The organism is Paraburkholderia sp. BGA-UO-ETr-F21 (genome assembly GCF_059567925.1).
The window spans coordinates 37,358-52,066 of the sequence record NZ_JCAQOY010000039.1; the positions used below are offsets into that span (position 1 = coordinate 37,358).

15 protein-coding genes are annotated in these 14,709 nt (G+C 63.6%); 12 read left to right on the forward strand and 3 right to left on the reverse strand.

Going from position 1 to position 14,709, the window contains the following annotated elements; translation table 11 throughout:
* Window position 1: 1 nt before the first annotated feature.
* Together AC57B1_RS29655 and AC57B1_RS29660 are read right to left on the reverse strand one after the other, a co-directional pair.
* Window positions 2-1,705 carry an acid phosphatase gene (locus AC57B1_RS29655; RefSeq protein ID WP_496419463.1) on the reverse strand — a complete coding sequence of 568 codons (1,704 nt, stop codon included), beginning with the start codon at window positions 1,703-1,705 and terminating at the stop codon, window positions 2-4.
* 99 nt (window positions 1,706-1,804) lie between these two features.
* Entirely contained in the window at window positions 1,805-2,092 is a 288-nt protein-coding gene (locus AC57B1_RS29660; RefSeq protein ID WP_091805453.1) for a hypothetical protein, read from the reverse strand.
* A gap of 303 nt (window positions 2,093-2,395) precedes the next feature.
* On the opposite strand from AC57B1_RS29660, the gene AC57B1_RS29665 reads away from it, so the two are divergent.
* Window positions 2,396-3,370: an IclR family transcriptional regulator gene (locus AC57B1_RS29665; RefSeq protein WP_091805457.1), complete on the forward strand. Its 975-nt coding sequence runs from the start codon at window positions 2,396-2,398 to the stop codon at window positions 3,368-3,370.
* 79 nt (window positions 3,371-3,449) lie between these two features.
* Here the strand turns inward: AC57B1_RS29665 and AC57B1_RS29670 are convergent, their stop codons facing one another.
* On the reverse strand, window positions 3,450-4,523 hold the full coding sequence (locus AC57B1_RS29670; protein ID WP_408294760.1) for a porin: 1,074 nt from the start codon (window positions 4,521-4,523) through the stop codon (window positions 3,450-3,452).
* 440 nt (window positions 4,524-4,963) lie between these two features.
* On the opposite strand from AC57B1_RS29670, the gene AC57B1_RS29675 reads away from it, so the two are divergent.
* The 11 genes from AC57B1_RS29675 to AC57B1_RS29725 are packed head-to-tail and all read left to right on the forward strand — an operon-like array spanning window position 4,964 to window position 14,695.
* Window positions 4,964-5,278 (forward strand): non-heme iron oxygenase ferredoxin subunit, encoded by a 315-nt coding sequence (locus AC57B1_RS29675; protein ID WP_091805463.1) that lies wholly within the window; start codon window positions 4,964-4,966, stop codon window positions 5,276-5,278.
* A gap of 1 nt (window position 5,279) precedes the next feature.
* A complete protein-coding gene (locus AC57B1_RS29680; protein ID WP_091805466.1) occupies window positions 5,280-5,591 on the forward strand; it encodes a recombinase-like helix-turn-helix domain-containing protein in 312 nt (103 codons plus the stop codon).
* Window positions 5,592-5,640: 49 nt separating this feature from the next.
* The gene (locus AC57B1_RS29685) at window positions 5,641-6,732 is read left to right on the forward strand and encodes an aromatic ring-hydroxylating dioxygenase subunit alpha (protein ID WP_496419464.1); all 1,092 of its coding nucleotides are present in this window, start codon (window positions 5,641-5,643) and stop codon (window positions 6,730-6,732) included.
* The gene (locus AC57B1_RS29690) at window positions 6,725-7,492 is read left to right on the forward strand and encodes an SDR family oxidoreductase (protein ID WP_496419465.1); all 768 of its coding nucleotides are present in this window, start codon (window positions 6,725-6,727) and stop codon (window positions 7,490-7,492) included. Before AC57B1_RS29685 ends, AC57B1_RS29690 begins: the two co-directional genes overlap by 8 nt.
* Before the next feature lie 26 nt (window positions 7,493-7,518).
* Entirely contained in the window at window positions 7,519-8,046 is a 528-nt protein-coding gene (locus tag AC57B1_RS29695; RefSeq protein ID WP_091805477.1) for a cupin domain-containing protein, read from the forward strand.
* A 50-nt stretch (window positions 8,047-8,096) separates the two neighbouring features.
* Window positions 8,097-8,996 carry an alpha/beta fold hydrolase gene (locus AC57B1_RS29700; protein WP_496419466.1) on the forward strand — a complete coding sequence of 300 codons (900 nt, stop codon included), beginning with the start codon at window positions 8,097-8,099 and terminating at the stop codon, window positions 8,994-8,996.
* Window positions 8,997-9,893, forward strand: coding sequence for an IclR family transcriptional regulator (locus tag AC57B1_RS29705; RefSeq protein ID WP_408350844.1), 897 nt, complete (start codon window positions 8,997-8,999; stop codon window positions 9,891-9,893).
* Window positions 9,893-10,690, forward strand: coding sequence for an SDR family oxidoreductase (locus AC57B1_RS29710; RefSeq protein ID WP_496419467.1), 798 nt, complete (start codon window positions 9,893-9,895; stop codon window positions 10,688-10,690). The genes AC57B1_RS29705 and AC57B1_RS29710 overlap by 1 nt, the downstream gene beginning before the upstream one ends.
* Window positions 10,683-12,341, forward strand: a complete 1,659-nt coding sequence (locus AC57B1_RS29715) for a thiamine pyrophosphate-binding protein (protein ID WP_496419468.1) — start codon at window positions 10,683-10,685, stop codon at window positions 12,339-12,341. Before AC57B1_RS29710 ends, AC57B1_RS29715 begins: the two co-directional genes overlap by 8 nt.
* Window positions 12,334-13,164: an aspartate dehydrogenase gene (locus tag AC57B1_RS29720; protein ID WP_408294779.1), complete on the forward strand. Its 831-nt coding sequence runs from the start codon at window positions 12,334-12,336 to the stop codon at window positions 13,162-13,164. The genes AC57B1_RS29715 and AC57B1_RS29720 overlap by 8 nt, the downstream gene beginning before the upstream one ends.
* 40 nt (window positions 13,165-13,204) lie before the next feature.
* Window positions 13,205-14,695 carry an aldehyde dehydrogenase gene (locus AC57B1_RS29725; RefSeq protein WP_408350915.1) on the forward strand — a complete coding sequence of 497 codons (1,491 nt, stop codon included), beginning with the start codon at window positions 13,205-13,207 and terminating at the stop codon, window positions 14,693-14,695.
* Window positions 14,696-14,709 lie beyond the last annotated feature (14 nt).

Genomic DNA, 14,709 nt, shown 5'->3' on the forward strand with positions numbered 1-14,709 from the left:
TTCAAGCCAGATCCAGCGTACCCGTCAGATCCCCTAACGGCGCGAGTCCGTTGCTCGCGAATGCCCGATCGCGCGCCGCCACGCCGTCGAGCGGCGCGAGGCCATGCACGCGGCTGATCAGTCGAAGAATCGAATTGGTGTCGTACACCGTGTGGTCGACGTAACCCTTCTTCGCCAGCGGCGATATCACCAATGCGGGAATCCGCGAGCCCGGACCCCAGCGGTCGCCCTTCGGCGGCGAGACCGGATCCCACCAGCCGCCGTTCTCGTCGACGGTGACGACCACGACCGTATTGGCCCACTGCGGGCCGCGCCGAATATGCTCGATCACCGTCGCGATGTGACGGTCGCCCGATTGGACGTCTGCGTAGCCGGCGTGCATGTTCAGGTCGCCTTGCGGCTTGTAGAACGTGACGGCGGGCAATCGCCCCGCGTCGATATCCGCGATCAGACGGTTGGTCGACGCGTCATTGCCGAGACCGCCGTCGCGCAGATACCGGCGGCGCGCCGCCGTGCCCGGCGCGTAATTCGCGAAGTAGTTGAACGGCTGATGGTGATACTGGAAGTCGGGCACCGCGCCGGTATCCTGATGCTCCAGCGCGTACTGCCATGCACCGCTGTACCACGCCCAGTCGACACCTTTGTCCGTCAGCCGGTCGCCGATCGTCGCGTAATGCTGCGGCGGCAGCACGCGCGGATTCGACTGATCCGCGAAGGCCGGGTTGCCGCCTTCCGCCGGCCGAACGTTGCTCGGCTGATACGGCGGCGCCATGGTATTGACGGCGTAGCCGTCGGCGGTGAACGCGCCGTCGTTGACGAACTTCGGCGGGCCGTCGAGTGCGGAAGCGGGCGAGTCCTCCGCCTGCTTCAGCCGCGTGCCGGTCGGATCACTGCCTTCGACCACCGACACCATCTTGCTGGCCGGGCTGTTCTGAATGTCGGGATAGAACGGCGCCTGCGCCGAGATCAGAAAGATGTGGTTCAGCCACGAGCCGCCGAAGGCCGCCATAAAGAAGTTGTCGCACAGCGTGTACTGCTGCGCGAGGTTCCACAGACGCAGCGTGTCGGCCGAATTGCGGTAGTGCCCCATCACCAGACCGCCGGAATCGCCCCACGCAGCGAACTGGTTGTTGCGGCCGGCGTTGATTTGCATCTGATTCTGATAGAAGCGATGCACCAGGTCGCGCGTGATCACGCCGGTGGGCAGCGGCGCCCCGTGCGCGTCTGCGATATGGAACGGGCGGTTGTGCAGGTCGACGATATCCTTCTGGCCGATCATGTAGCGCTTGCCGTCCACTTCCTGCGCTTGTGGCACGAGGCCGCCCCAGATCGCCGGCAAGCGCGGTAGCGGCGTCTTGCCATCGCGGTCGAGTTGCAGATAGCGCTCGGCGCTCACCGCATCGAGAGGATGCTGGACGCCGGGGAAATTGCCGTACAGGTTCGCGAAGCTGCGGTTCTCCGCATAAATCACCACGATGTGCTTGACCTGATCGTGCAGCGCGGCGTCGAGGCGCAGGTCGGCGGCGCTGCGCGGTGCGCCGTTGCTCCACATGCTCTGGTCGGTTTTGCAGCCCGTAAGCGCCAGTCCGAGACCGACCGCCGCGAGGCCGGTCAGGACGCGGCGGCGGTCTGGGTCGTCGGGTGCGTCGGGGGTGTTGTCGGCGTTGCCGGCGTGCGGCGGCAGGGTGGAGTCGTGATCAGTCATCGCTGGGTTTCGAAGTGGCTGTGACGGGCGCTCAAGCTCCGCGCGGCGCCGCATGCGCGCGGCGTCGTTTGCAGATTCGAAGCGGGCGGAACAGGCAGGCTAAGGGAGCCGGCGCTTTACACGCCAGCTGTTATGCGTTGCGTCCACGGCAAGCAGAAGCCAATGCCGGACGTCGACGGGATGACGCTTTTGCGTGGCATAGCGGTCCACCAGCAATTCGAGTTCGTCGAGCGTTCGCCGATGGCAGGTGGCGTTGGCGCCGGAACCGTCGGCGAATTCGACGACGGCCGCCGCCGCCCGGGCCTGCTCGGGCAAGTGCGCGATGCGCACGGCGCAGCCCGGATAAAGGTGCGAGTCGGCAACCTGAATCTGAATGGAATCGGACATGGGTGCGGCCTCCGAACGCTTGAGCGGAGCGAATGCGCGGCAGTGAGGCTTCGCGCAGTGGACCGGTTCAAAGCATAGCACCGCGTTAAATCGTGGCGGTGCGGCAAAAGGCATGGTTAACCACGATTTTCGGGCGCGATCCCGAGTACGAGCTCGCGCATCACGAGCGCTTTGCGAGCGTCGACGATCGAACGGCTCGCGGCGAGGCCGTCACGCAAGAAATAATGAAGGCAGTGAAGGCGCGCGGCGGCACGCGCTATCATGCTGATCTGACCTTGATGAACAGTAGAAACGGCAGCCAAGATGGCAAAAGAAGAGCAGACAGGAGCGGGACGCAAGCACGCAAAGGCACGCGGCACGGCAGCCTCGATTTCGCACGACGACGTGTCGTCGCCGGCCCGGTTGGACGCCGCCGAATCCCCGGATGCCACCGACGAAGACAGCGCCGGCGGATCGACATATCTCGTGCCTGGCCTCGAACGCGGCCTGCGCATTCTTGCGGAATTCAGCGCGCGTGAGCCGGTACTCGGCGCACCGGAATTGTCCAAGCGTATCGGCATTCCGCGCACCACCACGTTCCGCCTATTGCAGACGCTCGAAGCGCTCGGCTTTCTGGAGCGCGTCAACGGTGACCGCTATTTCCGCCTGAGCGTTGCGGTATTGCGTCTCGGCTTCGAATATCTGAGTTCGCTCGAATTGACCGATGTCGGCACGCCGATTCTCGAACGCCTGCGCGACGCCACGGGTCTGAGCACGCATCTGCTGATCCGCGATCAGCGCGACGTGGTGTTCGTCGCCAAGGCACAAACCCATGCGCCCATGTTCAGTTCGGTGAAGGTCCATGTCGGCACGCGTTTGCCCGCTCATGCGACGGTGCACGGTCAGGTGTTGATGGGCGATCTGAGCTTCGAGGAGTTGCGCCAGTTGTACCCCGAGCCGGAGCTCGAGCGTTTCACCGAGCGCACACCGGCCACCGTGGAAGAACTGTATGGGAGAGTGCGCGAAAGCGCGGCGCTCGGTTATGCGTTGAGCGAAGCGTCGTTCGAGCGCGGTATTTCAGTGGTGAGCGCGCCGGTGCGCGACCAGAGCGGCAAGATCGTGGCCGCGCTGACCGTCACCATTCCGCGTTCGGATATCGGCGAAGCCGAAGAGCGCGAGCCGCTCATCATTGCGGTTTGCCAGGCGGCGCTCGAACTCTCCGAGCGGCTCAGCTATCGGCCGCGTCCGGATGATCCGACCGCGGCTCAGGCGCGCCGCAAGCCGGTGGCGGCGAGCTGATTGCGTTTGCGCATTCACTTCGCCATGAGTCCGGCTGCGTTCGCAGCCGGACTGCCTGCCTCACAGCCTCATCCAGCCATCAGAACGAGTGGTGAATGCCGGTCAGAATGATCGTCTGATTCCGGCCACTCGACACACCCGCCGTAAAGAACGCCGCATCCGTGTTGGAGCCCGCGCGTTCGTACAGCGCATTCACGTACAGCTGCGTCGACTTGGACAGCGCGTAGATATCGCCGATTTCGAATTGCGTCCAGCGGTGGCCCGCCAACGTCGTCGTCGCAGCCCCGCCGGCTACCGTGTTGAACGGCGTGAACTGATAGTTCGCGCCGACATCGTAGCTCTGATACGTGTCCGAATGCCCCGCCGATTCCAGCTTCACGCGCGTGTACAGACCGTGCACCAGCAGTTTGCCGAACTGGTATGACGCGCCCGCACCCATGTTTTCCACTTTGTCTGCGGTGTAATTGGCTGCGGCCACACCCTGGAAGTTGGTGATGCCCGTCGTGACGATCGACGGCGTGCGATTGTGCTCGTTCGCATACGTCGCGCCGGCCTTGAACGGACCGTTCGCATAGCTAAGCGCAAAGCTCAGTGTCTTGCCGGTCGAGAAGTTGGTCGTGTTGCCAAGACCCATCATTGCGCCGACCTGGAAGCCGTTGAAACTCGCCGAGCGGAATTTCACCGAATTGTCGAACGGCACCACGCCCGTGTCGGCCAGTTCGTCGATATTGCCTGGGTGGAACGCGTACCAGCTCGCAGCCAGATAAGCGGTGCTCAGCGGACCCAGCACGTCGAAGCTGAACGGCGTCTGATGACCGAGCGTCACCGTGCCGACCGTGTCGGAGCTCAAACCGACAAACGCCTGCCGATTGAACAGCACGCCGGATTTCGCGAACGCGCCGGTGTTCGTATAAAAGCCGTTTTCCAACTGGAAGACCGTCTTCAGCCCGCCGCCCAGATCTTCCACACCCTTCAGGCCCCAGCGGTCAGGCTGCATGTTGCCTTGTTCTTCCATCCATTTCGAATGGCCGCCTACATTGCTGACATACGCAATACCGGCATCCAGGCTGCCGTATAGCGTCACGCTGCTTTGCGCCCATGCGCCTGTCGTTGCGCAGATTGCCGTCAAGCCGGCCGCAATGATGTGCTTCACCGTTGGTTCTCCTGATCACGCGACGAAAGCTCTCGCCCGATTCGTCGCCCCTGATCCTTGCATTGGGGTTGAATGCAGTTCTGGGTTTATGCGCCAAAACTGTTACGCTTTATGTTCCACCTATGGGCGTCTGTATCGCCTATGGAAAAGTATAGTGAGTCTAGAAGTGGTCAAAATAAATTTTCGGACCCCGTACAAACCCGCATGCGGGCTGTGGGTCTCGTCTGAAAATATGGCTCGAACCTAAGCTCGCAAAGGCTCGCCGAGCGCCCGAGGCACTCGCGCCGGCTCGCGCAATATTGTGTTGCGCACGCCACACTCGGTGTTTTCCCCTACCAGTCCAGATTTTTATTTTTTCTCTTCGAAGCCGCTCCTATAATTATCCATACACGAACTGATGTTCCTTAGGTGGAACATGAGGCTTCAGGAGAAGGTGAGAAATGACTGAACAATGGCGCTGCGCCGGCCATGCCGGCGACCTGTCCGACGACGCTCCGCTCGAGTTCAAGCTCGACGGCACGGAAATCGGCATCTACAAGGTGGGCGATGCGCTGTACGCGCTGGAAAACGTCTGCCCCCATGCGTACGCGTTGCTGACGCAGGGCTTTATCGACGGCGACACCGTCGAGTGCCCGCTGCACGAAGCCGTGTTCCATATCCCGACCGGCAAATGCTTGAAAGAGCCCGGTGGCCGCGACCTGAAGATGTACTCGGTACGTCTCGCCGGCGAAGAAATCCAGATCAAGGTGGAATGACATGCGAGAGCAAATCGTGAACTTCAATCCGTTCCTGAAGCCGTGGCTGGCGCCGCAGCCGAACAACGTCGCAGGCAAGGGCGTGATCGAGAAGCCGGGCGAGAGCGAAAACTTCATCTGGCAAACGCGCAAGGCCGAGCCGACGCAGTACGAAAACGACTTTGGCGACGCGCTCGAAAAAGTTTTCGAAGCCGGCGCGATGGAGTTGCAGGAAGTGGTCGACGGCTTGAACCGCGTCGGCTTCCGCACGCCGGAAGGCAATACGTGGGACGCCGACCGCCTCGCCGCCGAATTCCGCCTGCTCGCCGAATAAGCGCGCTTTCCCGAACACGATTTATCGCATCCGTACCCGGAGTCTCTTCATGACGTCCCCCAATCCAACGCAAGGCGCGGCCGACCCGATCCAGTCGTATCTGAACAAAGGCCTGCGTAACTACTGGTATCCCGTTGCGCCGAGCTGGCAAGTCGGCGACGCGCCGGTCGGCATCACGCGCCTGGGCGACCAGATCGTCTTGTGGCGCGACAAGGAAGGCAAAGTCCGCGCGCTCGAAGACCGCTGCCCGCACCGCGGCGCGCGTCTGTCGCTCGGCTGGAACCTCGGTGGCAGCGTCGCGTGCTGGTATCACGGCATTGAAGTCGACGGCGGCGGCACGGTCACCAAAGTGCCGGCGGTGTCGAACTGCCCGCTGGAAGGCCAGAAGTGTGTGAAGTCGTATCCGGTCGAAGAGCATGCCGGTGCGATCTTTCTGTGGTTCGGCGATGAAGCGCATAAGGAACCCGCGCCGCTCGTGTTGCCGGAAGAACTGGTCGGCGAGGAATACGCAAGCTTCCTGTGCATGTCGCATTGGAAGTGCAATTACCAGTACGCGATCGACAACGTGATGGACCCGATGCACGGCGCGTATCTGCACGCGACCTCGCACTCGATGGCCGAAGGCGACAAGCAGGCCGACATGCGTGTGCGCAAGACCGAAACCGGACTGATGTTCGAAAAGGTCGGCCAGCGCGACGTGAACTTCGACTGGGTGGAACTCGGCGAAACCGGCACGCTGTGGATGCGCCTCGCGATTCCGTACAAGAAGAAGTTCGGCCCGGGCGGCAGCTTCGGGATTATCGGCTTCGCCGTGCCCGTCGACGAAGACAACTGCCAGGTCTACTTCTGGCGCACTCGCAAGGTGCAAGGCTGGCAGCGCGACGCATGGCGTTTCATGTATCGCAACCGTCTGGAAGGTCTGCATTGGGCCGTGCTCGAGCAAGACCGCTACGTGCTGGAAAGCATGGCACCGAATGCGCGCGATCACGAGTTTCTGTATCAGCACGATGTCGGCATGACGCGTGTGCGCCGCATGTTGCGTCAACGCGCCCAGCAGCATTTCGCCGATCTGGACGCGCATCGCGCGCAAGCGGCAAGCGCTGCGCCGGCCTCGGCAGAAGCGGGTCACAGCCATGCATAACGACGCGTCTGCAGCGCTCAACGGCCGGCGCGTCCTCGTGACGGGCGGCGCGCGTGGTCTCGGCGCGGCGTTCGTCCGCTCGTTGGTGCAAGCCGGCGCGAGCGTGGTGTTCGGTGACGTCTTGCATGAAGAGGGCCGCGCGCTCGCGGCGTCGCTCGCCGGGCAAGGTCATGCGGTTACCTATGTGCCGCTCGATCTCGCCGATCCCGCGAGCATCAAGGAATTCGCCGAGCAAGGCGCGGCGCAACTCGGCGGTATCGACGCACTGATCAACAACGCCGCCATCACCAACTCCGGCGGCAAGTTCGCCGACGAGTTGTCTGTCGAGACGTGGGACGCCGTGATGAACGTCAACGTGCGCGGCACCTGGTTGATGAGCACGGCAGCGCTGCCTTATCTGCGTGACTCGGGCCGCGGCAGCATCGTCAATATTGCCTCGGACACGGCGTTGTGGGGCGCGCCGAAGCTGCTCGCCTATGTCGCCAGCAAGGGCGCGGTGATTTCGATGACCCGCTCGCTCGCGCGCGAATTCGGCTCACACCAGGTCACGGTCAACGCAATTGCGCCGGGCCTGACCGAAGTCGAAGCCACCGCGTACGTGCCCGCCGAGCGTCACCAGTATTACCTGCAAGGCCGCGCGCTCACGCGCGCACAAGTGCCCGACGACGTCACCGGGCCGGTGCTGTTCCTGTTGTCCGATGCCGCGCGCTTCGTGACCGGCCAATTGCTGCCGGTCAATGGCGGCTTCGTGATGAATTGATCTAGTCGAATCGAAAGGAGAAAGAGATGGCGGACGCCGATATCGAACGCAAATCGTGGGAACAACCCGCGGACGCGAGCTTTGCCCAATGGCTGGACAGCCGCGTCGCGCGCCTGGAAACGCGTCGCTATGACTGGGACGCACTGAAGTTCCAGGCCGACTACGACCCGAAGTATCGCCGCGCGCAAATGCGCTATGTCGGCACGGGCGGCACGGGTGTCGCGAAAGACATGAATACGGTGCCCGCCGGCGGCTTCACATTCTCGACCATGGTGATCCCGGCCGGCAACATCGGCCCGAGCCATATTCATATGGATGTCGAAGAAATTTTCTTCGTGCTGCGCGGCAAGATGAAGGTGATCTGCGAGAAAGACGGTCAAACGTGGGAAGCCGTGCTGGGCGAACGCGATCTGATTTCGGTGCCGCCGGGCGTGTATCGCACGGAAATCAACATTGGTGAAGAAGACGCGTTGATGTGCGTGATGCTCGGTTCGCCGAAGCCGATTACGCCGACGTATCCGCCGGATTCGCCGCTGGCCAAGCTCAAGCGCTAATCGAGCGCCAAGCCGCCGCCTCAAGTTCGACAACACCCCCGAAGGAAATCATGTCCGCAGTCCCGTCCCCTGCCGCTGATAGCGCCGCTCAGCACGCTACGCTCGAAGCGCGCCTTGCGCGCTTCCCGGCGCAGCAGATCTGGCTGGCGTCGCAACGCGCGGTGAGCTATCGCGAAGTGGATAGCGCCGACAGCAGCGCGCTGCCGCTCGTGCTGCTGCACGGTATCGGTTCGGGCGCGGCGTCGTGGGTGCAGCAGTTCGAAGTTCTCGGCGGCACGCGTCGCGTGCTGGCGTGGGACGCGCCGGGTTATGGCGCTTCCACGCCGGTTGCGGCCGAATCGCCAGCAGCGGCGGATTACGCGAGCGTGCTGAACGATTGGCTCGACGCGCTCGGCATCGAACGTTGCGTGCTGCTCGGCCATTCGCTCGGCGCGATTATCGCCGGGGCGTTTGCCGTGACGCATCCGCAGCGCGTGGCCGGCTTGCTGCTGTTGTCGCCAGCCGGTGGTTATGGCGCGGCATCCGCGGATGTCCGCAACACGAAGCGCGACCAGCGTCTCGCCATGCTGAACGAACTTGGCCCGCAAGGTCTCGCCGAACAACGCAGCACCAATATGTTGTCTGCTCACGCAAGCGACGAAGCTCGCGCATGGGTGCGCTGGAACATGTCGCGCGTCATTCCGCACGGCTACGCGCAGGCCACGCATCTGCTTGCCAACGCCGATCTCGCGAGTGATCTCGCGCGCCATAAAGGCCGCATCAACGTGGCCGTGGGCGCCGACGACACCATTACGACGCCCGAAGCCTGCGAGCGCATCGCGCTGGCCGCGGGCACCAAGTTGCAGGTCGTGCCTCGCGCGGGGCACGCCGGCTATATCGAAGCACCTGCCGCGTACACCGCGATCATCGACACGTTCTGTCGCACGAGCGACGGACAACGGAGCCAATGAATGACGCCCGACACCATTAGCGCCGAGCGCGACGCGGACGAAGACCGCAACGACACCGGCAACGAGACGACTGGCGACACCGCCTACCGTGTGCCGGGTCTCGAACGCGGTTTGAAGATTCTCACGGAATTCTCGCCGCGCGAGCCGGTTCTCGGCGCACCGGAACTCTCCAAGCGCCTGAAGATTCCTCGCACGACGGTGTTCCGTCTGCTGCAAACGCTCGAATCGCTCGGCTTTCTCGAGCGTGCCGACAAGGACCGCAACTATCGCCTCGGCGTCGCGGTGCTGCGGCTCGGTTTCGAATATCTGAGCTCGCTCGAACTGACCGACCTCGGCTTGCCGATCATCGAAGCGCTGCGTACTGAAACGGGGCTCACCAGCCATATCGTGATCCGCGATGGACGCGACGTGGTGTTCGTCGCCAAGGCGCAAAGCCACACGCCGATTTTCAGCTCGGTGAAGGTCAACGTGGGAACGCGTCTGCCGGCTTATGCGACGACGCACGGACAGGTGCTGATGGGCGACATGACGCTCGACGAGTTGAAGAAGCTCTATCCCGAGCCGGAACTCGAGCGCTTCACGAAGCAGACGCCCGCCACCATCGACGATCTGTATGAGCGGATTCGCGACGACGCACAGCGCGGTTTCGCGATCAGCGAGTCGTCGTTCGAGCGCGGCATTTCGGTAGTGAGCGCGCCCGTGCGCAATGACACGGGGCGCATTGTCGCCGTCATCACGACGACGATTCCGCGCCACGAGATCGACGCGTCGCTGCTCGACAGCGGCCTGATCGACAAGGTCCGCCGCGCGGCCGACGAACTTTCGCAGCGGCTCAATTATCGGCCGAAGGGTGGCCCGAAATCGGGCAGCAATTACATGAAGGCATTGGGGCTCTGATGATCCAAATCGACTTGACCGGACAGGTGGCGGTGGTGACGGGCGGTTCGTCCGGCATCGGCCTCGCGACTGCCGAACTGTTTCTGCGGGCGGGCGCGTCGGTCGCGATCTGCGGCCGCGACAGCGAGCGTCTCGCACAGGCGCAAGCCGCCCTGAAGACAAAAATTCCGCAGGCGCAATTGCTCGCGCAAACCTGCAACGTGCTCGACGCCGAGGAAGTCAACGCGTTCGCGCAAGCGGTGCAGGCACGCTTCGGCCGTACCGACATGCTGGTGAACAACGCCGGCCAGGGCCGCGTGTCGACGTTCGCCGACACCACGGACGACGCCTGGCGCGAGGAACTCGACCTGAAGTATTTCAGCGTGATTCGCCCCACCCGCGCGTTCCTGCCGATGTTGCGCGATGCGGCGAACCCTTCCGTGGTCTGCGTGAATTCGCTGCTCGCGCTGCAACCCGAGCCGCACATGGTGGCCACTTCTTCAGCGCGCGCCGGCGTGCAGAACCTGCTGAAGTCGCTCGCGGTGGAACTCGCGCCGCAGCGCATCCGCGTCAATTCGATTCTGATCGGCATTGTCGAATCGGGTCAATGGCGCCGCCGTTACGCGAAAGAAGCACAGCCGGGCCAGAGCTGGGAAGACTGGACGGCGGAACTGGCGCGCAAGAAAAACATTCCGCTAGGCCGCTTCGGTCGCCCCGAAGAAGCCGCTCAAGCACTCTTTTATCTGGCTACGACGCTGTCGTCCTATACGACGGGCAGTCATATCGATGTTTCTGGAGGCGTTGCACGACATGTCTAACAAAACCACCGTTGGCGAACTGATCGCCGCCTTTCTCGAGCAATGCGGCGTTCAAACCGCATTCGGCGTGATCTCGATCCACAACATGCCGATCCTCGACGCGATTCATAACCGCGGCAAGATTCGCTACGTCGGCGCGCGCGGCGAAGCCGGCGCGGTGAACATGGCCGATGGCCTGGCGCGCGTCTCCGGCGGCCTCGGCGTCGCGTTCACGAGCACGGGCACTGCGGCGGGCAACGCCGCGGGCGCGATGGTCGAAGCATTGACCGCGGGCACCGCGCTGCTGCACGTCACCGGTCAGATCGAAACCGAATACCTCGATCAGGACCTCGCGTATATCCACGAAGCGCCGGATCAACTGTCGATGCTGTCGTCGATCTCAAAGGCCGCGTTTCGCGTGCGTTCGGTCGAAACCGCGCTGCCGACGATCCGCGAAGCCGTGCGCGTCGCGCAGACTGCGCCGAGCGGTCCGGTGAGCGTCGAAATCCCCATCGACATTCAGGCTGCCGAAGTCGAATGGCCCGCCGACCTGGCCGCGCCGCACATCACTACGCTCACGCATTGCAAGCAACGCGTTGCGCAGCTGGCCGACTCGCTGGCCACGGCAAAACGCCCGCTGTTGTGGCTGGGTGGCGGCACGCGTCACGCGACAAAGGCGGTCGAGCGTCTGGTGAAGCTGGGCTTCGGCGTGGTGACCAGCGTGCAAGGCCGCGGCGTGCTGCCGGAAGATCATCCGGCGACGCTCGGCGCGTTCAACGTGCATGCGTCGGTGGAGAGCTTCTACAAGACGTGTGATGCACTGGTGGTGGTCGGTTCGCGTCTGCGTGGCAATGAAACGCTGAAGTACAAACTCGCGCTGCCGCAACCACTGTATCGCATCGACGCCGACGCGCTCGCCGATAACCGCGGCTATCGCAACGAGATGTTCATTCACGGCGATGCATCGGCTGTGCTCGAAGAACTCGCAGCGCTGCTCGAAGGACGCATCAAGGTCGATCCGGCATTCGCGCAAGACCTCGCCGCCGCGCGCGAAAGCGCCGTCGCGGACGTGGGCAAGGGTCTCGGCCCGTACAAGCGTCTGGTCGACGCGCTGCAAGCCGCAGTGGGCCGCGACTACAACTGGGTGCGCGACGTCACGATCTCGAACAGCACGTGGGGCAACCGCATGCTGAAGATTTTCTCGCCGCGTGCTGGCGTTCATGCGCTCGGCGGCGGCATCGGCCAGGGCATGCAGATGGGCATCGGCGCGGCGCTTGCGGGCAGCGCGGCGAAGACCGTGTGCCTCGTCGGCGACGGCGGCTTGATGGTCAACGTCGGCGAACTGGCAACGGCCGTGCAGGAAAACGCCAACGTGATGATCGTGCTGATGAACGACCAGTGCTACGGCGTGATCCGCAACATTCAGGACGCGCAATACGGCGGCCGCCGCTGCTACGTCGATCTGCATCAACCGGATTTCGCGCAGTTCTGCGAGAGCCTGAAACTCACGCACTACCGCATCAAGTCGCTCGACCAGGCCGACGCGATCATTCGCGAAGGCATGGCGAAGACCGGTCCCGTGCTGGTCGAAGTGGACATGCTGTCGGTCGGCTCGTTCGCCACTGCGTTCGCGGGCCCGCCGGTCAAGGAACAGGAGCCGGAACATGCGTGACGCGGACTACGCGGGGCATCACGCCCCCGTCGACGTCGCGATGATCGGCTTCGGCGCGATCGGCCAGGCGGTGTATCGCTCGGTCGCCGCCGATCCGACGGTGCGCGTGTCGCACGTGATCGTGCCGGAGCGCCATATGGCTTCGGTGCGTGAAGTAGTAGGCGACTCGGTGGATGTCGTGACCTCCGTGTCCGCTTTGAGCAGCCAGCCGCATTTCGCGCTGGAATGCGCGGGCCATAGCGCGCTGGTCGATCACGTCGTGCCGTTGCTGAAAGCGGGCACGGACTGCGCGGTCGCGTCGATTGGCGCGCTCTCCGACATGATGCTGCTCGACGCACTGTCCGCCGCCGCCGATGAAGGCGACGCCACGCTGACGCTGCTCTCTGGCGCGATCGGCGGCGTGGATGCGCTGGCCGCGGCCAAGCTCGGCGGTCTCGACGAAGTGCTGTACACCGGCCGCAAGCCGCCCACGGGTTGGCTCGGCACGCCGGCGGAACAGGTCTGCGATCTGAATACGCTGAACGAGGAGAAGGTGATCTTCGAAGGCAGCGCGCGCGAAGCGGCGCGCCTCTATCCGAAGAACGCCAACGTGGCCGCGACGATCGCGCTGGCCGGCCTCGGTCTGGACCACACCACGGTTCGACTGATCGCCGACCCGAACGTGACGCGCAACGTGCATCGCGTCGTGGCGCGGGGCGCGTTCGGCGAGATGTCGCTGGAAATGTGCGGCAAGCCGCTGCCGGACAACCCCAAGACGTCTGCATTGACCGCCTACAGCGCGATGCGAGCGCTGCGCAACCGCGCGGCCCGCTGTGTGATTTAAGCCATCAGTTGAATAGCTGAAGCAAACCGGAATGACCGACATGACTCACTTCGATACCAGCCTCGTGCCCACCGGCGATATTTTCATCGGCGGCGAATGGCGGCAAGGGCGTGGCAACCCGTATAAAAGCCTGTATCCGGCGGATCAGTCGGTCAACATGGAAATCTCGACGGCCAATGCCGACGACGCCCGCGACGCCGTGGAAGCCGCGGATATCGCATGGCGCCGTGCGGACTGGTCGGGTTTGAAGCCGCATCAACGCGCGCTGATTCTGTACCGCATTGCCGATCTGATCATGGCGCGCCACGAGGCGCTCGCACAACTGCAACGTCGAGACAACGGCAAGCCGATCGGCGAAACGCGTGTGCTCGTGGCGAGCGCCGCGAATACCTTTCGTTATTTCGCGGCCTGCCTCGAAACGCTCGACGAAGAAGTGACGCCATCGCGCGGCGACTACCTGACCATGAGCATCTATGAGCCGATCGGCGTGATCGCGGCGATTACGCCGTGGAACTCGCCGATCGCATCCGACGCGCAGAAGCTCGCGCCGGCACTCGCGGGCGGCAATGCAGTCGTGTTGAAGCCTGCCGAAGTGACGCCTTTGGTTTCCTTGGCATTGGCGCGCATCTGCGAAGAGGCTGGTGTGCCGAAGGGTGTTCTGAGCGTTGTACCTGGGAAAGGCTCGGTGATCGGCGACGTGCTGGTGCGCCATCCGCTGGTGAAGAAAGTGTCGTTCACGGGCGGCACTGAAGTGGGGCGTGGTATCGCGCGCATCGCGGCGGACAAGCTGATGCCGGTGTCTTTGGAGCTTGGCGGCAAGTCGCCGACCATCGTGTTCGACGACGCCGATCTCGATCACGCGGTCAACGGCGTGCTGTACGGCATTTTCAGTTCGTCCGGCGAAGCGTGCATCGCGGGTTCGCGCCTGTTCGTGCAGCGCTCGATTTACGACGCGTTCATGAAGCGTCTCGCCGAAGGCGCACGCAAGTTGCGCGTCGGCGACCCGTCGCGTGGCGACACGCAGATGGGCCCGCTGATTACGGCGGCGCACCGCGAAACCGTCGAGCGTTACGTCGCGCTGGGTCTGGAAGAGGGCGGCCGCTTGCTGTGCGGTGGCGAGCGCCCGGTCGGCGATGGCCGCGAAGCCGGCACGTATTTCCAGCCGACGATTCTCGAAGGACTCACCAACAACGCCCGCATCTGCCAGGAAGAAATCTTCGGCCCGGTGCTGGTGGCCATGCCGTTCGACGACGAAGCCTCGCTGCTGAAAGAAGCCAACAACAGCGTGTTTGGCCTCGCCGCCGGCATCTGGACGCGCGACTACAAGCGCGCCTACCGGATTGCCCGCGCACTCGAAGCCGGCACCATCTGGATCAACACCTACAAGCTGTTCTCGATCTCGACGCCGTTCAGTGGCTGGAAAGAGAGCGGCATGGGACGCGAGAAAGGCCGGCTCGGCATCCGCGAATACATGCAACAGAAAAGCCTCTACTGGGGCTTGAACGACGCGCCGCTGGCGTGGGCGAACTAATACGCAAGAGGCAC

Bases quoted from the DNA above. Each gene is read 5' to 3' on its own strand.
- AC57B1_RS29655 (WP_496419463.1), bottom strand. From the start codon at position 1,705: ATGACTGATCACGACTCCACCCTGCCGCCGCACGCCGGCAACGCCGAC.
- AC57B1_RS29660 (WP_091805453.1), bottom strand. From the start codon at position 2,092: ATGTCCGATTCCATTCAGATTCAGGTTGCCGACTCGCACCTTTATCCG.
- AC57B1_RS29665 (WP_091805457.1), top strand. From the start codon at position 2,396: ATGGCAAAAGAAGAGCAGACAGGAGCGGGACGCAAGCACGCAAAGGCA.
- AC57B1_RS29675 (WP_091805463.1), top strand. From the start codon at position 4,964: ATGACTGAACAATGGCGCTGCGCCGGCCATGCCGGCGACCTGTCCGAC.
- AC57B1_RS29680 (WP_091805466.1), top strand. From the start codon at position 5,280: ATGCGAGAGCAAATCGTGAACTTCAATCCGTTCCTGAAGCCGTGGCTG.
- AC57B1_RS29685 (WP_496419464.1), top strand. From the start codon at position 5,641: ATGACGTCCCCCAATCCAACGCAAGGCGCGGCCGACCCGATCCAGTCG.
- AC57B1_RS29690 (WP_496419465.1), top strand. From the start codon at position 6,725: ATGCATAACGACGCGTCTGCAGCGCTCAACGGCCGGCGCGTCCTCGTG.
- AC57B1_RS29695 (WP_091805477.1), top strand. From the start codon at position 7,519: ATGGCGGACGCCGATATCGAACGCAAATCGTGGGAACAACCCGCGGAC.
- AC57B1_RS29700 (WP_496419466.1), top strand. From the start codon at position 8,097: ATGTCCGCAGTCCCGTCCCCTGCCGCTGATAGCGCCGCTCAGCACGCT.
- AC57B1_RS29705 (WP_408350844.1), top strand. From the start codon at position 8,997: ATGACGCCCGACACCATTAGCGCCGAGCGCGACGCGGACGAAGACCGC.
- AC57B1_RS29710 (WP_496419467.1), top strand. From the start codon at position 9,893: ATGATCCAAATCGACTTGACCGGACAGGTGGCGGTGGTGACGGGCGGT.
- AC57B1_RS29715 (WP_496419468.1), top strand. From the start codon at position 10,683: ATGTCTAACAAAACCACCGTTGGCGAACTGATCGCCGCCTTTCTCGAG.
- AC57B1_RS29720 (WP_408294779.1), top strand. From the start codon at position 12,334: ATGCGTGACGCGGACTACGCGGGGCATCACGCCCCCGTCGACGTCGCG.
- AC57B1_RS29725 (WP_408350915.1), top strand. From the start codon at position 13,205: ATGACTCACTTCGATACCAGCCTCGTGCCCACCGGCGATATTTTCATC.